Raw genomic sequence first — 20,645 nt, forward strand, 5'->3', positions numbered from 1 at the left:
CACCGAGCATGTTCCCGTTTTCGGCTGTCGTCGGACATGACGACCTCCGGCTGGCCCTGCTGCTCAACGCCGTGCACCCCGGCATCGGCGGTGTTCTCGTGCGCGGCGAGAAGGGGACCGCGAAGTCGACGATCGTGCGGGCCCTGGCCGCGCTGCTGCCCGAGCTGGACGTCTCCAGGAACTGCCGGTTCGGCTGCGTGCCGGGCACGGCGGACTGCCCGGACGCGCCGCACGACGGCAGCGAGCGCAGGCCGGCCAGGCTCGTCGAGCTGCCGGTCGGCGCGACCGAGGACCGGCTGGTCGGGTCGCTCGACCTGGAGAAGGCGCTGACCGAGGGCGTGCGGGCGTTCCAGCCCGGGTTGCTGGCCGCGGCGCACCGGGGCGTGCTCTACGTCGACGAGGTCAACCTGCTGCACGACCACCTGGTCGACCTGCTGCTCGACGCCGCGGCGATGGGGCGGGCCCACGTGGAACGCGAAGGCGTCTCGGTGTCGCACCCGTCGCAGTTCCTGCTGGTCGGCACGATGAACCCGGAGGAGGGGGAGCTGCGGCCGCAGCTGCTCGACCGGTTCGGGCTGACCGTGGCGGTGAAGGCGGCGCGGGACGTCGGTGTGCGCACCGAGGTGATCCGGCGCCGGCTCGCCTACGAGGCCGACCCGGTGACGTTCGCCGCGAAGTGGGCGGACGAGGACGCCGGGCTCAAGCAGCGGATCACCGAAGCGCGCGCGAACCTCCCGCGAGTGTCCCTTCCGGACGGTGAGCTGCGCAGGATCGCGGCCGTGTGCGCGGCTTTCGAGGTCGACGGCATGCGCGCGGACCTCGTCGTCGCCCGTGCCGCCACCGCCCATGCGGCCTGGCGCGGTGCGAAGGAGGTCGAGGAGGCCGACATCGAGACCGCCGTCCGGCTCGCGCTGCCGCACCGGCGCCGCCGCGACCCGTTCGACGAGCCCGGCATCGAGGAGCAGCAGCTCGAAGACGCGATGCGTCAGGCGGCCGAGCACGCGGACGAGCCCGACGGCCCGGACGACGACGGTCCCGGTGGCGGCGAGCTGCCCGAACCGCAGGAAGGCCCGGCGGGCAACGGCAACGCGCCTCAAGATCGTCCGGCGCCGGAACCCGCGCCGGCGTTCAAGACTCGGCTGCTGGAGGTCCCCGGGGTCGGCGAGGGCGCGCCGGGCAAGCGTTCCAGGGCCCGCGCCCGCACCGGCCGGATCGTCCGTTCGTCCAAAGTGGACGGAAGTGGCCTGCACCTGGTCGACACCCTGGCGAACGCGGCACCGCACCAGCAGGCCCGCGGCCGCAGCGGACCCGGCCTGAAGCTCGAAGGGGCCGACCTCCGCAGGGCCGTGCGCGAGGGCAAGGAGTCCAACCTCATCCTGTTCGTCGTCGACGCGTCCGGCTCGATGGCCGCGCGCCAGCGGATGTCCGCCGTCAGCGGCGCGGTCGTCTCCCTGCTGCGCGACGCCTACCAGCGCCGGGACAAGGTCGGCGTGGTCACGTTCCGCGGCCGGACCGCCGAGGTGGCCCTGCCCCCGACCACCTCCGTCGACGCGGCCGCGACCAGGCTCAAGAAGATGCGCACCGGCGGCCGCACGCCCCTCGCGGACGGCATCCTCAAGGCCCACCGGATCCTGGAGATCGAACGGCTGCGGGACCCGCGCAAGCGCCCGCTGGTCGTCCTGCTCACCGACGGCCGCGCCACGTCGTCCGGACTCGGCGGCGACCCGACCAAGGACGCGCTGAAGGCCGCGGGCCTGCTCGAACAGACCGCCGTCGTGGTCGTCGACTGCGAACAGGGCCACATCCGGCTCGGCCTCGCCCAGAAGATCGCCGAGGCGTTGCACGGCACCTGCGTCCGTCTCGACCACCTCAGCGCCGACCACCTCGCCGGCGTCGTCCGCGCCGCATAAGGAGAAACCGCAGTGCCACAGGGACAGCCCACCGAGGTGCCGAAGGACGGCCTGACGACGCGCCAGCGCCGCAACCGGCCGTTGCTCATGCTGCACACCGGTGAGATGAAGGGGAAGTCGACGTCCGCGTTCGGCATGGCGTTGCGCGGCTGGAACCAGGGCTGGGACATCGGTGTGTTCCAGTTCGTGAAGTCCGCCAAGTGGAAGGTCGGCGAGGAGTCCGCGTTCAAGGCGCTCGGCCGGCTGCACGACGAGACCGGCGAGGGCGGCGCGGTCGAGTGGCACAAGATGGGCGAGGGCTGGTCGTGGTCCCGCAAGCAGGGCACCGAGGAAGACCACGCCGCCGCCGCGCTCGAAGGCTGGCAGGAGATCTCGCGCAGGCTGCAGGCCGAACGCCACGGCTTCTACGTGCTCGACGAGTTCACCTACCCGCTGCACTGGGGCTGGATCGACGTCGACGAGGTCGTCGAGGCGCTGGTCAACCGGCCTGGTCACCAGCACGTCGTGATCACCGGCCGGTACGCGCCCGAGAAGCTCGTCGAGGCCGCCGACCTCGTGGTGGAGATGACCAAGGTCAAGCACCCGATGGACGCCGGTCAGAAGGGCCAGCGGGGGATCGAGTGGTGAGGACCAGGTGGTGAACAGACTGGTCGTCGCCGCCCCCGCCTCGGGCAGCGGCAAGACCACCGTCGCGACCGGCCTCATGGCCGCGCTGCGCCGCACCGGGTCGCGGGTCGCGCCGTTCAAGGTCGGCCCCGACTACATCGACCCCGGCTACCACTCGCTCGCCACCGGGCGTCCCGGCCGCAACCTGGATCCGGTGCTCGTCGGCGAGCACCGCATCCCCGGCCTGTTCGCGCACGGCGCCAGGGGCTGCGACATCGCGGTCGTCGAGGGTGTGATGGGCCTGTTCGACGGCCGTGTCGACACCGCGGGCGTCGGCTCGACCGCGCACGTGGCCAAGCTGATCAACGCGCCGGTGCTGTTCGTCGTGGACGCGCGCGGCCAGAGCCGGTCGCTCGCGGCCCTGCTGCACGGTTTCCGCGGCTACGACCCGACGGTCCGGCTCGGCGGCGTGATCCTCAACCAGGTCGGGTCGGAACGGCACGAGCAGGTGCTCAGGTCGGCCTGCGACGAGGTCGGCCTCGACGTGCTCGGCGTGCTGCCCCGGGACCCGCAGTTCTCCCTGCCCTCAAGGCATCTGGGCCTCGTCACGGCGGCGGAGCACGGCTCGGAGGCGGTGCAGGCGGTCGACGCGATCGCCGCCGCTGTGGCCAAGCACGTCGATCTAGAGGCGGTGCGCGCGCTGGCGTCGGTGCCGGCGATGGCGGTCGCCGCGTGGGAGCCCCGGATCGAACCGGTGACCGGCGAACCGGTGGTCGCGGTCGCGGGCGGAGCGGCGTTCACGTTCGGCTACGCGGAACACGTCGAGATCCTCAAGGCGGCGGGGGCGGCCGTGGCCGTCGTCGACCCGCTGCACGACGACGACCTGCCGGAGGGCACCGCGGGGCTCGTGCTGCCCGGTGGATTTCCCGAGCAGCACGCGGAAGCCTTGTCGGCCAACGTGAAGTTGCGCGACGCGGTCGCCCGGTTCGCTCGATCGGGTGCGCCGGTGCACGCCGAGTGCGGCGGGTTGCTGTACCTGGCGAGATCGCTCGACGGGCACCCGATGTGCGGCGTGCTCGACGCCGACGGGTTCATGACCCCGAAGCTGACCTTGGGCTACCGGGACGCCGTCGCGTCCGCGGGCTCACCGCTGCACCCGGCGGGCAGCCGCGTGACCGGCCACGAGTTCCACCGGACCCAGCTGTCCACACCGCACTCGGCGCCGCCCGCGTGGCACTGGCGCGGCGTCGACTCCCGGCCGGTCGCGGAGGGTTTCGTGGCGGGCGGAGTGCACGCGTCGTACCTCCACACGCACCCGGCAGGTGATCCGGAAGCCGTAGCCCGGTTCGTGCGGGCCTGCCACCCGTTCGTGGCCGGAGCGGCAGGCGGTACGGTCTTCGCCTAAGCCAAAGTCCGAACCCCTGTGGAGCTGTCGTGACGACGACCGGTCGGGTCTCCTTCGTCGGTGCCGGTCCCGGCGCCGCCGACCTCATCACTCTCCGAGGCGCGCGCCGCATCGCGGAAGCCGACGTCGTCATCTGGGCCCCCAGCGCGGTCGACGCCGAGTGCGTGCGCGAGCACGCCCGCGCCGACGCCGACCTGGTCGACTTCTCGCGCGTCACGCCGGAGGAGATCACGGACCTGTACCGCCGTGCGGCCGCCTCACGGCAGACGGTCGTCCGTCTGCACACGGGCGACGCCGCGACCGGCGGTGGTGTGCAGGAGCAGTACGACCTGTGCGTGCGTCTCGGCCTTGAGGTCGAGGTCGTGCCGGGTGTGTCCGTCGTGGCCGCCGCGGCGGCCAGGATCGGCCGTGAGCTCACGCTGACCGAGGCGTCGTCGACCGTGCTGATCTCGCCGGAGAGCAGCGAGCTGGTCGCCGAGTTCGCCGCGCTGCAGACCACGATGGCCGCCACGGTCTCGGGTGCGCGCACCGGTCAGTTCGTCGAGAAGCTGCTGCAGGGCGGCTACACGCGCGAGACGCCGGTCGTCGTCGCGTACAAGGTGAGCCAGGCCGACGAACTGGTCGTGCACACGACGGTCGGCGAGCTGGAGTCGGTGGTGAAGCAGCACAAGCTGTACCGCCCGACGCTGTTCCTCGTCGGCACGGCGGTGAAGGCGCCCACGCGGCGTGTCTCCACCTCGGCCACGACGTCGGTGGACGAGCCGATCCGCGCCGCCCGCCCGACGCGCTGGTCGCGCCGTGCCGCCACGCGCATCGCGACGCGGGTCGACGAGCCGATTCCCGCTGCCGCCCCGGCTCCCGTCGCGGAGCCGAACCCGGCGTGGACCGCGGTCGAGGAAATACAGCAGTCGGTGCGCAAGCCGGCCGAGGAGCCCGCGCCGAAGCCGAAGCTGACCGTCGTCGCGGCGGAGAAGCCGAAGCCGCCGACGGTGCGCGCCTCGACGGCCACGCCGAAGAAGAAGCCCGCCGCGCGTAAGCCGAAGCGCACCACGAACTGATGTCGCTGCAGAAGCTGCGGGAAGCAGCCGGACGCCCCGTCGAGACCGTCGACGCGGCGGACGGCCTGCGTCCCGCGCTGAACGTCTGCCGCGCCCGTTCCGCCGTGATCGTCGAGCTGGCCGAGGGCATCGGACCGGCCGAGATCGGCGCCGGTCTCGCGGGCTGGCGCCGCACGCTGATCGTGTCGGACTCCGGTGAGCTGACCACTGTGGACCCGCGTGACGCGGTGACCCGCCGCTGGACCGCACCGGACGCGGTGTTGTGCTTGGCGGACAACGAGTTCCTCGCGTCGAACGACGGCTGGGCGCTGCCGGACGACGCGTTCGCGAGCCGCAGCCACGTCCTCGGCGCGGAGGTCAGGGCGTTCGTGCTGGCACGGCTCGCCCCGCGGCCCGGCGTGCTGGTGTGGGACGTGCTGGCCGGTTCCGGCGCGGTGGCCGTGGAGTGCGCCCGCCTGGGTGCCGCGGTGCTCGCGGTCGAGCCCGATCCCGTGCAGTGCGTGCGGATCATCGCGAACGCGTCCGCGCACGGCGTCGACGTGCGGGTCGAGGAAGCGGAGCTGGACACGGCGTCGTTGCCCCGCCCGGACTCCGTGTTCGTCGGACGGGGCCGGCTGGCCGAGGTCAAGGCGTCCGCGGCGGTGAGCGCCCGGCGCGTGGTCGTCGTGACGGAACGGGTGGACGAGATCGTGCCCGCGCGGGACGCGCTGGTGGCCGCCGGGTACGAGGTGGAAGGCGTGCACTGGACCGCCTCCCGGCTGCTCGACTCGGGGTTCGCTCCGGCGGTTCCGGTGACCGTGTTGTGGGGAACGAAGAAGTGATCGGTGTGTTCGCCGGTGCGGCGCAGCGCGGTGACGCGGCCGACCTCGCCGGCCTGCTGGGCGCGGACGCGGTCGTGCCGGACGGTCCGCTCAAGCCTGCCGTGCAACGGTTGTGGCCGCGTCTCGGCGCGGTGGTGCTGTTCCTGGACGCGGGTTCGGCGGTCCGGTTGATCGCACCCCTGTTGCGGGACAGGCGATCCGACCCGGCCGTGGTGTGCGTGGACGCGCACTTCGTCGTGGCACTGGCCGGCGACGCCGACGCGTTCGCCCGCCACGTCGCCGACGCGCTCAACCGCACGGCCGTCGTGACGGGCGGCCCGTCGATCGACTCGGTGCTGGACGAGCTGGTCGAGCAGCTCGACGCCACCGCCGACGGCAACGTCGAGGCCTGCGCCGCCGCCATCGAGGCGGGCGAGAAGGTCGTGCTGCGCAACCCGCTGGGCTTCCCGCTGCCCGCCCTGCCGCCGAACGTCGTGGGCGCGGGCGAGGACGCGACCTGGATGATCGTCATCGACGACCGGGCGGCCGCCACCAAGGACAACGTGCTGCGGATCGTCCCGCGCACGCTCGTCGTCGGCGTGGGCTCGACGCGTGGTGCGTCCGCCACGAGCGTGGGCGCCGCGTTGGCCGAACTGGACGCGCAGGGCGGCCTGGACCTGCGTGCCATCAAGGCTTTCGCGACCGCGGACGCCAAGGCGGACGAGCCCGGCATCGTGGACGCGGTGGAGGACTGGGGTTTCTGGCACGGCGACACGGCCGAGCTGCTGACGTTCCCGACCGAGCAGCTGGCCGGGATCGGCGTGCCGAACCCGAGCTCGGTGGTACGCAACTCGATGGGCACCGCGAGCGTGGCGGAAGCGGCGGCGTTGCTCGGCGCGCGGAGCATCGGGCACGGCGGCCGGATCGAGCTGGCGGCCGAGAAGTTCAAGCGGGACAACGTGACCGTGGCCGCGGCACGGGTGCTGCCGCGCGGCCGCCTCGCGCTGGTCGGACTGGGACCGGGCGCCGCGGAGGAACGCACCCCGCGTGCGGAGGCGGAGATCCGGCGGGCCGCGTTCGTGGTGGGCACCCCGGAGGCGATCGACGCGGTCTCGCCCATTCTGCGGTCCGGTACGGAGATCCGGTACGAGGGCGCGTGCGATCTGGCCGCGCTGGGTGCGGCGGTCGCGTTCGTCGCTTTCGGAACCGGGCCAACGTTGGACAATCCGGTCGAAGCCGACGTAATTGTTGTTCCCGGAGTATGGGAACACTGACAGTTTTCCTCCTTTCGTAGGGTCTCTGACGAAGATTTCTTGATTAGCGTCCCCGCGCACACGGCCCAATCCCTGCCACGGGCCCGATGCTCTGGAGACCGACATGAGATCCCGTCGTCTCGTCGCTGTCGCCTGCACCGCCGGCGTCGCACTGTCCCTGCTGACGATCAACGCTCAGGCCGCCGCTCCCAAGGAGGGCCTGCGCCTGCTGGCCGTCCGCGACTCGCTGACCGCCACGCACACCTGGTACGAGCAGACCTACGACGGAAAGCCCGTGCTGGGCGCCTACTACGTCGAGCACGTCGACAAGGCGACCGGCGTGAAGACCGTGGACGACGGTCGCATCGCCGTCGGTTCGGTCGACGTCACGCCCGCCGTCACCGCCGAGGACGCCAAGACCAAGTCCGCCGGTGTGCCGGAAGGCGCGAACCTCAAGGTGCTGCCCGGCACCGGCCTCGTCTACGAGGTGATCTCCGACAACGGCAAGGGATCCGAGCGCACCCTGGTGCACGCGGAGACCGGCGCCGTCGTGAAGTCGGAGAGCCTGGTCAAGCACTACGACGGCACCGGCAAGGTGTTCAGCCCGAACCCCGTCGTGGCGCTGCAGAACGAGAACCTCAAGGACAACAACGACGCCGACTCGGCCGTGCCGTCCACCGCGTACAAGTCGGTGACGCTGTCCAACCTGGACAGCTCCGGGTACCTCAAGGGCGACTACGCCCAGGTGACGGGTGCGAAGAGCAAGCTGGCCTACAGCAAGACCAGGAAGTTCGAGTACACCAGGCACAACCCGTACTTCGAGCAGACGAACGCCTACTGGGGCGTGACGGAGGCCCAGAAGTACATCCAGAGCCTCGGCTTCAAGAACGTCAACAACGAGTCGCAGAAGATCACCACGGTCGGCCTGACCGACGACAACTCGTTCTACGACCCGTCGAAGGACCAGATCACGTTCGGCACCGGTGGGGTGGACGACGCCGAGGACCTCGAGGTGGTGTGGCACGAGCTCGGCCACGCGATCCAGGACGCCCAGGTGCCGGGCTTCGGCTCGACCGAGGAGGGCGGCGCGATCGGTGAGGGCTTCGGCGACTGGTGGGCGATGATCATGTCCTCCCGCGACTCGAAGGACACGGCCACGACCCCGCTGGCGTGCGTCATGGACTGGGACTCGACGGCCTACACGACCACGACGCCGCACTGCATCCGCCGCACGGACACCAACAAGACGATCGCCGACAAGACCGGCGAGGTGCACGACGACGGTGAGATCTGGTCGCGCGCCCTGTACGACATCTACAAGGCGTTCGGCCGGGAGAAGGCCGCGAAGATCGTGCTGGAGGCGCAGTTCTCCTACTCGCCGGCGACCGACTTCAAGGCGGCCGCGAACGCGACCGTTGCCACGGCCAAGAAGCTCTACGGTGACGCGGATGCCGCCGCGGTTGCGGCCGCGTTCCAGGCACGCAAAATCATCGCCTAGGTCAACTGTGAAGTCGGACATGCCCGACTAATGGCGGTTATGCCGCCGAATCTCCACCCGTGACGCTGTGTGTGCCGCCGCTTGACACCCTGCACACACAGCGTCATCGGGAAGGACTGGCAACATGGCGAAAACCCTGCATCGCCTGATCGTGTCCGTCGTGGTGTCCGCTCTCGCGAGCATCTTCTTCACCGCACCCGCAGCCAACGCCGACGACGTGTCGCCGATGATCGTCGGTGGCACGCGGGCCAGCACCTCGACCTATCCGTGGGTCGTCATGCTGACGACGACCGCCAATTTCCAGTTCTGCGGCGGCACGCTCGTGAAGGCCAACAAGGTCGTCACCGCCGCACACTGCGCCAAGGGCCGTACGCCCGCCAGCACGCGCGTCGTCCACGGCCGTGACGACAAGCAGAGCACCGCCGGCACCACGGCCAACGTGACCAAGATCTGGATCCACCCGAGCTACACCACCGCGACCGCCGGCTACGACGTCGCCGTGCTGACGCTGGACCGCAACATCAGCTCGGCCACCCTGCCGCTCGCGACCCCCGCCGACACCGCGCTGTACGCGGCGGGCAACTCCGCGCTCATCCTCGGCTGGGGCACCACGTCGTCGGGCGGTTCCGCCTCGCGGTACCTGCTGAAGGCCAACGTGCCGCTGACCTCGGACGCGACCTGCAAGTCCGCGTACTCGCAGTACAGCAACACCTCGATGGTGTGCGCCGGCTTCCCCCAGGGTGGCGTGGACACCTGCCAGGGCGACTCCGGTGGCCCGCTGGTGTTCGGTGGCAAGCTCATCGGTGACACCTCGTGGGGCCAGGGCTGTGCGGCGGCCGGCTACCCCGGCGTCTACGGCCGGATCGCGCCGTACTACTCGGTCATCACCGCCCAGCTCTAGCGCTTAGTACACAGTGGACGCCTGACGGGCCACCACACCGATGCTCAGCACACGGTGTGGTGGCCCTTCGTCGATTCGTCGGCGGGTGCATCGGTTGCAACGTGCGCACGTTCTCGCGCATCCTGCGGGGCATGGCTGATCTCGAAGCGGTGCCGGAGGACTGGTCGAACGCGCTGGTCGTCGTCGCTCATCCGGATGACATGGAGTACGGCGGTGCGGGTGCCGTCGCGCGGTGGACCGCCCAGGGCAAGAAAGTCGTGTACGTGCTGGCGTGCCGTGGTGAGGCGGGCATCGACACGATGGAACCGTCGGTCGCCGGACCGTTGCGCGTCGAGGAGCAGATCGCGTCGTGCGCCGCGGTGGGCGTGTCCGAGGTCGAGTTCCTGGACCACCAGGACGGGCTCATCGAGTACGGGGTGCCGTTGCGGCGTGACATCGCGGCGGCGATCCGGCGGCACCGGCCCGAGTTCGTGATCGTCAGCAACTTCCGCGACACGTGGCCGGGCGGCGCGTGGAACCAGGCAGACCACATCGCGGTCGGCCGTGCGGCCGTGGACGCCGTGCGCGATGCGGCCAATCGGTGGATCTTCCAGGACCTGGGCCTGGAGCCGTGGAACGGCGTCAAGTACGTGGCGGCGGCATCCTCGCCGTTGTCGACGCACGCCGTGGACATCAGCGACTCGTTCGACGCTGCGGTGGCATCTCTACGTGCGCACAAGGCGTATCTGGCGGCGCTGAGCGGCCACATGGCGGATCCCGACGCGTTCCTGCGCGGCGCCGCGCAGGCGGTGGGGCAGCGGTTCGGCGGTGGCCTGGCCACCTCGTTCGAGATGCTGCAGGTGTGACCATGTTCCCTTCGGGTGGACACGACGGGTCCGGTGTGGATGCTTCTACGCATGCCCTTTGAACAGCACTACCTGGCCGGCCTCGATCTGCGGGGCCGGCGCGTCCTCGTGGTCGGCGGAGGCACGGTCGCCCAGCGCCGCCTGCCCCGCCTGATCGCGTCCGGCGCCGCCGTCGAGCTCGTGTCGCCGTCCGTCACCCCCGCCGTGCAGGGCATGGTCGACGCGGGGGAGCTGACATGGCATCAACGGCGCTTCCAGCCCGGTGACGTCGAGGGCGCGTGGTACGTGGTGGCGTGCACGTCCAACGTCGAGGTCAACACGCAGATCGGCGAAGAGGCGCTTGCGCACCGTGTGTTCTGCGTGCGCGCGGACCTCGCGGTCGAGGGCACGGCCGTCACACCGGCCGTGGGCACGCACGACGGTCTTGTGCTCGGTGTGCTGGCAGGTGGCGAGCACCGTCGTTCCGCTTCGGTTCGCGACGGGCTCGTGGCGGCGTTGCGGGACGGCCGAATCGCGGACCAGGCCGCGGCACCGGTCGGTGTCGCCCTGGTGGGTGGCGGACCCGGCGACGCCGAGCTGATCACCGTGAAGGGCAAGCGTTTGCTGGCCCACGCGGACGTCGTCGTCGCCGACCGGCTGGCTCCGCGTGAGCTGCTGGAGGAGCTGCCCGCGCACGTCGAGGTCGTCGACGCCGCGAAGATCCCCTACGGCCGTGCGGCCACGCAGGAGTTCATCAACCAGACGCTGATCGACCGCGCCAAGGAGGGCAAGTTCGTCGTCCGGTTGAAGGGCGGCGACCCGTACGTCTTCGGCCGCGGCTTCGAGGAGCTGCTGGCGTGCGCCGAGGCCGGCATCCCCGTGACCGTGGTGCCGGGCGTGACGTCGGCGTTCGGTGTGCCCGCATTGGCAGGTGTGCCCGTGACGCACCGAGGCGTGGCGCACGAGGTCGTGGTGGTGTCCGGTCACGTCGCACCCGATGACCCGCGCTCTCTCGTGGACTGGCCGGCCATCGCACGCCTGCAGGGCACCGTCGTGTTGATGATGGCCGTCGAACGAGCCGGTGCCTTCGCTTCTGCTCTCATGGAAGGCCGTCCAGGGTCCACGCCCGTGGCCGTGATCCAGGAGGGCGCCACGGCGGCCCAGCGCGTTTTCCGGTCCACTTTGGACTCCCTGGGCGCCGACGTGAAGCGCTGGGAAGTCCGTCCCCCGGCCATCATCGTCGTCGGCCCGGTCGCGGACATTGCTCCTGCAAATAGTTAGATAAGTTTCTTTACAAAAACCGCTCGGCCGGTGGACTCTGCATGCACGCCGCCTAAGTCCACCGGTTCTTGCGGAGGCACGCATGAAACGCGCCCTGTCTGTGGCGGCAGGCATCCTGCTCATGATGTCCGGTTTGTTCGCTTCATCACCCGCGAGCGCCGCATCCCAACAGGTCTTCTGGACCTTCTACGGCTGGTACGACAACACCCCGCCAGGCGGTGACATCGCCTACCCGAAGATCCACGACACGGCCGGCGGCAAGGGCACCTGGTCCGACCCGATCACGTTCGCGACCTCCAGCAAGGAAGCCAAGCCGGGCACCAAGATCTACTTCCCGCGCGTGAAGAAGTACTTCATCATGGAGGACGGCTGTTCTTCCTGTGAGCAGGACTGGAACGGCAACGGCCCCAACGGCGGCCCGAAGCTGTGGCACTTCGACGCCTGGATCGGCGGCAAGGGCGGCAACGCCATGAACGCCATCGACTGCGAAGACGCCCTGACGAACTACCACGACGACGGCAAGCCCGTGATGGAGGAGACCATCCTCAACCCGCCGTCGAACCTCACCGTCGACCCCACGCCGATCTTCAACACGTCCACGGGCGAGTGCTACGGCGGTGCGAAGCCCAAGACCACCAACGGTGAGTACAAGAACGTCTCGACCGGCAAGTGCCTGCAGGGCGGCGCGTCCGGCTCGCAGCTCACCACGGCCACCTGCAACGGTTCCGCCGCGCAGCAGTTCAAGTTCCACGGCGCCTTCATGGAGCAGGGCTCGCCCCAGCTGTGCACCACGCTGTCGTCGGGCAAGGTGCTGCTGAAGAAGTGCGACGGCGGTCCGGCCCAGCAGTGGTCCATCAACCCGAACAAGACCATCTCGGACATGCAGTACAACACCAAGTGCTACCGGGACGCCTCGGGCAAGGTCACCGCGGCGTCGTGTTCCGGCGACGTGGCCAAGTGGGACTTCAAGGCAGCCGCCGAGAAGTGACCAGGGCGTGAAAAAGGCCGCTTCCCCCCTTTTTGCTGCGGGGGAAGCGGCCTTTCTCCTTGTCAGCCCTTGACGACGCCGACCAGGTGGTCGACGGCCTCGGCGACCGGGACCTCGACGCGGTCACCGGAACGACGGTCCTTGACCTCGACGGTGCCGTCCTTGAGGCCGCGGCCGATCACCAGGATCGTCGGGATGCCCACCAGCTCGGCGTCGGCGAACTTCACGCCGGGGCTCGCCTTGCGGTCGTCCAGCAGGACCTTGAGCCCCTTGCCGCTCAGCTGCTTCGCGAAGTCCTCGCCGGCCTCGACGAGCGTCTCGTCCTTGCCCGCGACGACGATGTGGACGTCGGCCGGCGCGACGTTGCGGGGCCAGATCAGGCCGCGCTCGTCGTGCGACTGCTCGGCGATCGCCGCGACGAGGCGCGAGACGCCGATGCCGTACGAGCCCATGGTGATGCGGACGGGCTTCGAGTCCGGGCCGAGCGCGTCGAGCGAGAACGCGTCGGCGTACTTGCGGCCCAGCTGGAAGATGTGGCCGATCTCGATGCCGCGCGCGGCGACCAGCACGCCCTTGCCGTCCGGCGAGGGGTCGCCCTCGCGGACCTCGGCGACGTCGATGACGCCGTCGGGCGTGAAGTCGCGGCCCGCCACGAGGTCGACGACGTGGTGGTCGGCCTTGTCGGCGCCGGTCACCCACGCGGTGCCCGTGACGACGCGGGGGTCGGCGAGGTAGCGGACGCCGTTGGCCTGCAGGGCGCCCGGACCGATGTAACCCTTGACCAGGAACGAGTTCTTGGCGAAGTCCGCCTCGTCGACCATCGCGACCTCGGCGGGCTCCAGCGCCGCCTCCAGGCGCTTGAAGTCCACCTCGCGGTCACCGGGCACGGCCACCGCCAGCAGCTCCCAGTCCTTGCCGGGGTGCCGGAGCTTCACCAGGACGTTCTTCAACGTGTCGGCCGCGGTGAACTTGCGGTCGGTGCTGGCGTTGAGGAAGTCGACCAGCGACTCGATGGTGGGCGTGTTCGGCGTGTGGTGCACCTGCGCGGCGGGCTTGTCGTCGATCGACTGCGCGGGCGGCGCGGGCGTCGTGACGGCCTCGACGTTCGCCGCGTAACCGGACTCGGTGCTGCGGACGAAGGTGTCCTCACCCGTCTCGGCGACGGCCAGGAACTCCTCGGACGCACTGCCGCCCATCGCACCGGACGTCGCCGACACGACCACGTACTCCAGGCCGAGCCGGTCGAAGATGCGGATGTAGGCGTCGCGGTGGTCCTGGTAGGACTTGCTCAGCCCCTCGTCGGTCAGGTCGAACGAGTACGAGTCCTTCATCAGGAACTCGCGGCCGCGCAGGATGCCCGCACGGGGACGCGCCTCGTCGCGGTACTTGGTCTGGATCTGGTACAGCGTGACGGGGTAGTCCTTGTACGAGCTGTACTCGCCCTTCACGGTGAGCGTGAACAGCTCCTCGTGGGTGGGCCCGAGCAGGTAGTCGGCGCCCTTGCGGTCCTTGAGCCGGAAGATGTTGGGCCCGTACTCCTCCCACCGGTTGGTCGCCTCGTAGGGCTCCTTGGGCAGCAGGGCGGGGAACTGGATCTCCTGCGCGCCGAACGCGTCCATCTCCTCGCGGACGACGGCCTCGATGTTGCGCAGCACCCGCAACCCCAGCGGCAGCCAGGAGTACCCGCCCGGCGCGACGCGGCGGACGTAGCCGGCGCGCACCAGCAGCTTGTGGCTGGGCACTTCGGCGTCGGCCGGGTCCTCGCGAAGCGTGCGCAGGAACAGCGACGACATCCTGGTGATCACGGTGGGTACTCCTCGTTCACGGGCTGTCGGAGCAGCCTACTGGTTGGGTTGAAGGTGCCTGTCGGCGGGCATCTGACCTGCGCAAACCAAAAGTGTCAGACCCCCTGGGTAGCGTCCGCCCCATGTCCCTGACGATTGCCATGATCACCATCGACACCGGCGACGCGCGCAAGCTCGCGGAGTTCTGGACGGCCGCCCTGAACACGACCGTGCAGGGCGACTGGGGCGAGTTCATCGTCCTCGCGCCCACCACCGAGCACGGCGTGGCATTAGGCCTCCAGCAGGTCCCGGACCCCACACCGGGCAAGAACCGCGTCCACTTCGACTCGCACGTGCCGGACCGCAAGGCGGAGGTGGCCAGACTCGTCGGGCTCGGCGCCACCGAGGTCGCGGTGCACAGCATTCCCGGCCTCGTCTGGTCGGTGCTGGCCGACCCGGACGGCAACGAGTTCTGCGTCGGCCAGGCGGGCGAGGAGCTCTGAAGCCCTGCCGGTAGGGCGTGGCCGATCCAGGTTCGCGCCGTCTCGCATCCGGTGCGTTCGTGCACGCCGAGCGCGCGGGTCGGGTTGGTCGTGTCCCGTGGTCGGTCGGGCGTGCCTGTGGCCCTGAAAGCTCTGCCGGTAGCCCGCGGTCGACCCTGGTTCGTGCCATCCCGAACCCAGCGCGTTCGTGCACGCCGAGCGGGCGGGCCGGGTTGGCCGTGTCCACGGGCGGTCCGGTGCACCGCTAGCCCTGTGCTTTGGCCTGAGTCAGCGTGCGGCTCAAGCCAGGGCCGGGCGGGCGAGGAGCCGTTAAAGCTCCACCGGCAACCCGTAGTCGACCCAGGTCCGCGCCACCCCGAACCCAGCGCGCTCGTACACACTCAGCGCACGGGTCGAGTTGGCCGTGTCCACTGACAGCCCGGCACGCCGGTAACCCTGCGCCCTGCCCCGAACCAGCGTCCGGCTCAGCAGCGCGGCGGCCACCCCGCGCCCGCGGTGCTCGGCGAGGGTGCCGACGTCCCCGATCCACAGTTCGCGGACGCCGGTCGTCTCCTCGACGACCGGGTAGTGCCGGGCGAGCACGAAACCGACCACGGCGTCGTCCTTCAACGCCAGGAAGGAGGTCTCCGGAACGAACCGCTTGCTGTTGGTGAAGGACGCCGCCCACTCCTGAGGGCTGCGCTCGACCGAACCCCAGTGTGCGGCGAACGCCGCGTTGCACACCTGGCGGACCTCTTCGTCACGAGTCGCGGAGAACGGCACGATCTCGTAGCCGTGCGGGGTCGGGACCTGGGCGAGTGACTCGCCCAGCGCCACCTCCAGGTTGTAGAAGTGGCGGTCGGCGCTGAAGCCGAGCGACTTGACCAGTGCGACGTGCCCGGCCGAGCGGCTCTCGACCATGGTGTTCGCCACCAGCGGCAGGCCTGGGTGACGTGCGGTGTGCAGCTCTCGTGCCAACGCGACGAGGCGGGGCAACAACTGTCGTCCGATGCCGTTGCGGCGGTACGAGGGGTGCACCGCGCCGTCGAGCCGAACGCGGTGTGTGCCAACGGGATTGTCGCGCAGCGCCACGAGGCCGTAGGCGCAGAGCACGCCGTCCGCGAACACGGCCAGCGACCCGCCGGGCAGGTCGGTCTCGGCGAACTGTTCGGCGAAGTCCTCTTCGGACAGGAGTTCGCCGGTGTCGTCGACGGCCTCGGCCGTCGTGTACAGCGCTGTCACGGCGGGGATGTCCGCCGTTGTGAGCGAGCGCCACACGAGTTGCACGCAATCGAAGCTACGGGGAGGTGATGGGCCCAACAACTGAATATCGCGTTGCCCGGACAGCAAAAGCGACGCCATCCTGCGTGCGATGACCACACCTGAGATAGCGCCGCTGCACGAGGACCTCGCGTTCCACGGACCGCTGTCCGACGAACGGGCCGCTCGGCTGATCCGCGGGTTGCAGCCGCTCGACGGCAAGCACGTGCTCGACGTCGGGTGCGGGTGGGCGGAGTTCCTGCTCCGCACGCTCGAAGTCGCGCCCACCGCCACCGGCACCGGTGTCGACCTGGACGCGACGGCCATCGCGCACGCCCGGGCCAACGCGGCGTCGCGAGGACTCGCGGCACGGGTCGGCCTGCACGCTGCCGATGTGCGGGAGTGGCGACCCGAGCAGCCGGCGGACGTCGTGATCGTCAACGGTGCCACCCAGGCGTGGGGCGGAGAACCGTTGCAGCACACGGCGAACGCGCTCGCCGCGGTCAGGGAGCTGCTGAGCCCGCACGGGAAGTTGTTGCTGGGCGAGGGTTTCTGGGAACGCGAGCCGACGGACGAGCAGCTCGCCGCGATGCCGATCCCGCGTGACCGGTACGGCACGGTCGCCGACCTGGTGGACCTGGCGCACGAGCACGGCTACCGGCTGCTCGCGGTGGAGCAGGCGAGCCTGGACGAGTGGGACGTGTTCGAGAACGGGCACGGCCTCGCCCAGGAGCGCTGGCTGCGCGACAACCCGGACTCGGAGCACGCCGGCGAGGTCCGGGCGAAGGCCGACGCGCAGCGCACCTACCGCCTGCGCGGCTGGCGCGGCACGCTCGGGCTCGCCTACCTGACGTTGCAGGCCCCGTAGCGGACGGGTCGCTACCCTTCACGTCGTGCTGGTGCTGCTTCCCCCGTCGGAGACCAAGGCGATCGGCGGCGAGGGTGCGCCGCTCGACCTCGACGCGCTGTCGTTCCCGGAGCTCAACCCCGTGCGCGACAAGCTGGTGTCCGCGCTGGCCGACCTCGCGAAGGACGTGCCGGCGAGCCTCAAGGCGCTCGACCTCTCCGAACGCCAGGCCGACGAGGTCGAGCGCAACGCGACGCTGCGCACGTCCGGGACGACGCCCGCGCTGCTGCGCTACACCGGTGTCCTCTACGACAACCTGGACTTCCCGAGCCTGAAGAAGGCCGAGAAACAACGCGCCTACCAGCGGCTCGCGGTCGCGTCGGCGCTGTTCGGGGTGGTTCGCGGCGGTGATCCCGTGCCCGCGTACCGGCTGTCCGGCGGCAGCACGCTCCCGTCCCACGGCAGCCTGCGCACGCTGTGGAAGCCGGCGCTGGAGCCCGTGCTCGCCGAAGCCGACGAGTTCGTCGTCGACCTGCGGTCCGGCGCGTACTCGAGCCTCGCGCGGATCCCGCACGCCGTCGTCGTCCGGGTGATCACGAGCGAGGGCAAGGTCGTCAGCCACTTCAACAAGGCGCACAAGGGCCTGCTCGCTCGTGCCATCGTCACCACCAGCACCGAGCCGAGTGACCTGAAAGGCCTGGTCAAGGTCGCGCAGAAGGCCGGTCTCAAGATCGTGCCGACCGGCGAGAAGACCGCTGACCTGATCACGGATTAATTCGGTTGCGCGCCGGAAGGGCGACCCGGCAAGCTTCACCGCAGCCGAAGTGCGGCGTGAGGAACGAGGAGGTGCGACATGTCAGAGCCTGTCTTCGGACGTGGCCGCAGGACCCGTCCCTCCGCCCCTCGCGCCTGATCAGCACCGTTTGATCGCAGAGCGTCCAGTGGGGCGGTCACCCTCACCTTCCGGGAGACCCCACCGTGCGCGAGCACGATCTTTACGAACGTTACGAATCCGCTTTCGAAGGCGCCGACGACACCGTGCGGCGCAAGGGAAAGCGCACCAGCCGAAACGCCGACGACGCGGAACCGACGCGTCGCGGCCGCATGACCGAAGCCGAGAAGCTGCGCGTCGCTCGGCTGCGCGAGGACCAGCTCAGCACGGCGGACACCCCCGAGGACGGCGACCGCTGGTCCACCTGGGGCGACGCCGAGCAGGGGCCGAAGCCGCACCCGAGCTGGGTCATCACCGAGCTGGCCGCGGTCGACCGCGAGCTGGGCATCGTGAAGACCGGCAAGGAGGCGGACGTCTTCCTGCTGGAACGCGCGGTGGGCGAGAAGGCGTGCCTGCTCGCCGCCAAGCGCTACCGCAGCAACGACCACCGGATGTTCCACCGCGACGCGGGGTACCTGGAAGGCCGCCGGATGAGGAAGTCCCGCGAGACGCGGGCCGTCCAGAACCGCACGGCGTTCGGGCGCAACCTGATCGCGGAGCAGTGGGCGGTCGCGGAGTTCGCCGCGCTCGCCAGGCTGTGGCAGATCGGCGCGCCCGTGCCGTACCCGGTGCAGCGCAGCGGCACCGAGCTGCTGCTGGAGTTCATCGGTGACGACGAGGGCAACGCGGCCCCGCGGCTCGCGCAGACGCGTCCGGACGAGGACGAGCTGCTCGACCTGTGGCGTCAGCTGGTCAACACGCTGATGACGCTCGCGGAGGCGGGCGTCACGCACGGCGACCTGTCCGCGTTCAACCTGATGGTCCACGACGGCAGGCTGATCATGATCGACCTGCCGCAGGTGGTCGACCTCGTCGCGAACCCTCGCGGCGTTGAGTTCCTCGACCGCGATGTCCGCAACATCAGCGGGTGGTTCGCCGCGCGCGGCCTCCCGCCGGAGATCGCCGACCCGTCCGCGCTGGTGGCAACGCTGCTGGACGTGGCGGGTATGGCGTGACCGGTGTTGCGCGCCCGGCCGTGTCCAACGACACTGCCGGGCGCGCAACACACCACCAATGATCAGCTAGACTGTGCTGTGCACCGATGAAGGCCTGACCGCCGTTGACCGGTGCGTCCACCCACTCATTCAGCGGCGTGACCACCACGCCGGGCTCGTCCTTGTGAACTGGCACCGCGGTAAGCGCGGGGCAGCCTTGAGACGTGCCATGTCTCGGAGGTTTGTTTTGCCATCAATGTCCGAAGGTCGTTCCGAGCGCGCACACAGCCGCAGGTCACCGCGGCGCCGCTCGGGCCGCCAGGGCAACTCCTCGCGCCCGCAGCAGCGGGTCGAGGAACCGGTCGTCGCCGAGCACTTCGAGAGCACGCTGCCGGAAGGCCCGCTGCCCTCGTTCGCCGAAATCGGCCTTTCCGACGCGCTGATCCGTTCGCTCGCCGCCAACGAGATCACCGAGCCGTTCCCCATCCAGGCGGCGACCCTGCCCGACTCCATGTCGGGCCGTGACATCCTCGGCCGCGGCCAGACCGGTTCCGGCAAGACGCTGGCGTTCGGTCTCGCGATGCTGACCCGCCTCGCGGGCGGCCGTTCCACGCCGCACAAGCCGCGTGGCCTCATCCTCGTCCCGACCCGCGAGCTCGCGATGCAGGTCGAGACGGCGCTCATGCCGCACGCCCGCGCGCTGGGCCTGTGGTGCCGCGTCGTGGTGGGCGGCACGTCGTTCCCGCGCCAGATCGACCACCTGCGCCGCGGCGTCGACCTGCTGATCGCCACGCCCGGCCGGCTCTCCGACCACATCCGCCAGGAGACCTGCGACCTGTCCCAGGTCGAGATCACCGCGCTGGACGAGGCCGACCAGATGGCCGACATGGGCTTCATGCCCCAGGTCCGGGCGATCCTCGACCTGACCCCGCAGGACGGCCAGCGCCTGCTGTTCTCCGCGACGCTCGACGGCGACGTGGACAAGCTGGTCCGCCAGTACCTGCACGACCCGGTGACGCACTCGGTGGCCCCGCCGACCGCGAGCGTCACGACGATGGAGCACCACCTGCTGTTCGTGTCCGCGGAGGACAAGCAGTCGGTGGTGACCGAGGTGGCCGCGCGCGAGGGCCGCACGATCATGTTCGTGCGCACCAAGCACCACGTCGACCGCCTGGCCAAGAAGCTCCGCTCCGTCGGCGTCCACGCGGGCGCCCTGCACGGCGGCAAGGCGCAGAGCGCCCGCACCCGCGTGCTCGGCGAGTTCCGCGAGGGCACCACGCCGGTCCTGATCGCGACGGACGTGGCCGCCCGCGGCATCCACGTCGACGACGTCTCGCTCGTCGTGCACGTCGACCCGCCGGCCGACCCGAAGGACTACCTGCACCGCGCCGGCCGCACGGCCCGCGCGGGCCAGTCCGGCACGGTCGTCACGCTGGTCACGCACGACCAGCGCCGCGCCGTCCAGGGCATGGCCGCTCGCGCAGGCATCCGTCCGGAGAGCACGAAGGTGCGCCCCGGCGACGAGGACCTGATCCGCATCACGGGTGCCCGCACCCCGAGCGGTGAGCCGGTCGTCGAGCGCGAGAAGCCGGCCCGTCGCAGTGGCGGTGGTGGCGGACGTCGTTTCGGCGCTCCCGCCGCCGGTGGCCGTGGCGAGTACCGCGGCGGCTCCGGCCGTCGCTCGGAGGGTGGCGAGTTCCGCGGTGGACCGCGTCGCTCTGAGCGTTCCGAGGGCGGCCGTGGGTTCGGCCGCACGGAGCGCACGGGCCGTCCGCGCCGAGCGCCCCAGCACTGAAGCAAGGCCGAAGGCCGCCTCTTCCGC

Annotated in this window: 18 protein-coding genes; 16 read left to right on the forward strand and 2 right to left on the reverse strand. The window is 70.5% G+C overall.

Annotation, left to right across the window (positions count from 1 at the left end):
- Positions 1-8 precede the first annotated feature (8 nt).
- The 11 genes from ACWEIJ_RS12715 (at position 9) to ACWEIJ_RS12765 (ending at position 12,524) form a co-directional block, all read left to right on the forward strand.
- On the forward strand, positions 9-1,910 hold the full coding sequence (locus ACWEIJ_RS12715) for a putative cobaltochelatase (RefSeq protein WP_449837280.1): 1,902 nt from the start codon (positions 9-11) through the stop codon (positions 1,908-1,910).
- A gap of 12 nt (positions 1,911-1,922) precedes the next feature.
- Complete coding sequence (gene cobO, locus ACWEIJ_RS12720; protein ID WP_449837281.1) at positions 1,923-2,537, forward strand: cob(I)yrinic acid a,c-diamide adenosyltransferase; 615 nt, start codon at positions 1,923-1,925, stop codon at positions 2,535-2,537.
- Positions 2,538-2,544: 7 nt separating this feature from the next.
- Positions 2,545-3,921 (forward strand): cobyrinate a,c-diamide synthase, encoded by a 1,377-nt coding sequence (locus ACWEIJ_RS12725; RefSeq protein WP_449837282.1) that lies wholly within the window; start codon positions 2,545-2,547, stop codon positions 3,919-3,921.
- Between the two features lie 29 nt (positions 3,922-3,950).
- The gene (locus ACWEIJ_RS12730; protein ID WP_449837283.1) at positions 3,951-4,979 is read left to right on the forward strand and encodes a cobalt-precorrin-4/precorrin-4 C(11)-methyltransferase; all 1,029 of its coding nucleotides are present in this window, start codon (positions 3,951-3,953) and stop codon (positions 4,977-4,979) included.
- A complete protein-coding gene (locus tag ACWEIJ_RS12735; protein ID WP_449837284.1) occupies positions 4,979-5,800 on the forward strand; it encodes a hypothetical protein in 822 nt (273 codons plus the stop codon). Before ACWEIJ_RS12730 ends, ACWEIJ_RS12735 begins: the two co-directional genes overlap by 1 nt.
- Positions 5,797-7,053 carry a cobalamin biosynthesis protein gene (locus ACWEIJ_RS12740; RefSeq protein ID WP_449837285.1) on the forward strand — a complete coding sequence of 419 codons (1,257 nt, stop codon included), beginning with the start codon at positions 5,797-5,799 and terminating at the stop codon, positions 7,051-7,053. Before ACWEIJ_RS12735 ends, ACWEIJ_RS12740 begins: the two co-directional genes overlap by 4 nt.
- 103 nt (positions 7,054-7,156) lie before the next feature.
- A complete protein-coding gene (locus tag ACWEIJ_RS12745) occupies positions 7,157-8,530 on the forward strand; it encodes a M4 family metallopeptidase (RefSeq protein ID WP_449837286.1) in 1,374 nt (457 codons plus the stop codon).
- A gap of 124 nt (positions 8,531-8,654) precedes the next feature.
- Entirely contained in the window at positions 8,655-9,431 is a 777-nt protein-coding gene (locus tag ACWEIJ_RS12750) for a S1 family peptidase (RefSeq protein WP_449837287.1), read from the forward strand.
- 131 nt (positions 9,432-9,562) lie between these two features.
- Complete coding sequence (locus tag ACWEIJ_RS12755) at positions 9,563-10,276, forward strand: PIG-L deacetylase family protein (protein ID WP_449837288.1); 714 nt, start codon at positions 9,563-9,565, stop codon at positions 10,274-10,276.
- Positions 10,277-10,327: 51 nt separating this feature from the next.
- On the forward strand, positions 10,328-11,536 hold the full coding sequence (cobA, locus tag ACWEIJ_RS12760; protein WP_449837289.1) for a uroporphyrinogen-III C-methyltransferase: 1,209 nt from the start codon (positions 10,328-10,330) through the stop codon (positions 11,534-11,536).
- 82 nt (positions 11,537-11,618) lie between these two features.
- Positions 11,619-12,524: a ricin-type beta-trefoil lectin domain protein gene (locus ACWEIJ_RS12765; RefSeq protein WP_449837290.1), complete on the forward strand. Its 906-nt coding sequence runs from the start codon at positions 11,619-11,621 to the stop codon at positions 12,522-12,524.
- A gap of 62 nt (positions 12,525-12,586) precedes the next feature.
- On the opposite strand, the gene ACWEIJ_RS12770 is transcribed toward ACWEIJ_RS12765, so the two are convergent.
- Positions 12,587-14,329: a proline--tRNA ligase gene (locus tag ACWEIJ_RS12770; protein WP_449837291.1), complete on the reverse strand. Its 1,743-nt coding sequence runs from the start codon at positions 14,327-14,329 to the stop codon at positions 12,587-12,589.
- Positions 14,330-14,451: 122 nt separating this feature from the next.
- Here ACWEIJ_RS12770 and ACWEIJ_RS12775 point away from each other — a divergent pair, with 122 nt between their 5' ends.
- Positions 14,452-14,811, forward strand: coding sequence for a VOC family protein (locus ACWEIJ_RS12775; protein WP_449837292.1), 360 nt, complete (start codon positions 14,452-14,454; stop codon positions 14,809-14,811).
- A gap of 309 nt (positions 14,812-15,120) precedes the next feature.
- On the opposite strand, the gene ACWEIJ_RS12780 is transcribed toward ACWEIJ_RS12775, so the two are convergent.
- Positions 15,121-16,077 carry a GNAT family N-acetyltransferase gene (locus ACWEIJ_RS12780; RefSeq protein WP_449837293.1) on the reverse strand — a complete coding sequence of 319 codons (957 nt, stop codon included), beginning with the start codon at positions 16,075-16,077 and terminating at the stop codon, positions 15,121-15,123.
- 85 nt (positions 16,078-16,162) lie between these two features.
- On the opposite strand from ACWEIJ_RS12780, the gene ACWEIJ_RS12785 reads away from it, so the two are divergent.
- From ACWEIJ_RS12785 to ACWEIJ_RS12800, 4 genes are all read left to right on the forward strand, one after another.
- Positions 16,163-16,918, forward strand: a complete 756-nt coding sequence (locus ACWEIJ_RS12785) for an SAM-dependent methyltransferase (protein WP_449837294.1) — start codon at positions 16,163-16,165, stop codon at positions 16,916-16,918.
- Between the two features lie 25 nt (positions 16,919-16,943).
- Complete coding sequence (gene yaaA, locus ACWEIJ_RS12790) at positions 16,944-17,672, forward strand: peroxide stress protein YaaA (protein WP_449837295.1); 729 nt, start codon at positions 16,944-16,946, stop codon at positions 17,670-17,672.
- A gap of 203 nt (positions 17,673-17,875) precedes the next feature.
- Positions 17,876-18,844, forward strand: a complete 969-nt coding sequence (locus ACWEIJ_RS12795; RefSeq protein WP_449837296.1) for a serine protein kinase RIO — start codon at positions 17,876-17,878, stop codon at positions 18,842-18,844.
- Positions 18,845-19,079: 235 nt separating this feature from the next.
- The gene (locus ACWEIJ_RS12800; RefSeq protein ID WP_449837297.1) at positions 19,080-20,618 is read left to right on the forward strand and encodes a DEAD/DEAH box helicase; all 1,539 of its coding nucleotides are present in this window, start codon (positions 19,080-19,082) and stop codon (positions 20,616-20,618) included.
- Positions 20,619-20,645 lie beyond the last annotated feature (27 nt).

The organism is Lentzea sp. NPDC004789, assembly GCF_053601075.1.

Coding starts and splice junctions, on each gene's coding strand:
- cobA (WP_449837289.1), top strand. CDS start 10,328: ATGCCCTTTGAACAGCACTACCTGGCCGGCCTCGATCTGCGGGGCCGG.
- ACWEIJ_RS12735 (WP_449837284.1), top strand. CDS start 4,979: ATGTCGCTGCAGAAGCTGCGGGAAGCAGCCGGACGCCCCGTCGAGACC.
- ACWEIJ_RS12800 (WP_449837297.1), top strand. CDS start 19,080: ATGTCCGAAGGTCGTTCCGAGCGCGCACACAGCCGCAGGTCACCGCGG.
- ACWEIJ_RS12765 (WP_449837290.1), top strand. CDS start 11,619: ATGAAACGCGCCCTGTCTGTGGCGGCAGGCATCCTGCTCATGATGTCC.
- ACWEIJ_RS12775 (WP_449837292.1), top strand. CDS start 14,452: ATGTCCCTGACGATTGCCATGATCACCATCGACACCGGCGACGCGCGC.
- ACWEIJ_RS12750 (WP_449837287.1), top strand. CDS start 8,655: ATGGCGAAAACCCTGCATCGCCTGATCGTGTCCGTCGTGGTGTCCGCT.
- ACWEIJ_RS12755 (WP_449837288.1), top strand. CDS start 9,563: ATGGCTGATCTCGAAGCGGTGCCGGAGGACTGGTCGAACGCGCTGGTC.
- ACWEIJ_RS12785 (WP_449837294.1), top strand. CDS start 16,163: ATGACCACACCTGAGATAGCGCCGCTGCACGAGGACCTCGCGTTCCAC.
- ACWEIJ_RS12745 (WP_449837286.1), top strand. CDS start 7,157: ATGAGATCCCGTCGTCTCGTCGCTGTCGCCTGCACCGCCGGCGTCGCA.
- ACWEIJ_RS12715 (WP_449837280.1), top strand. CDS start 9: ATGTTCCCGTTTTCGGCTGTCGTCGGACATGACGACCTCCGGCTGGCC.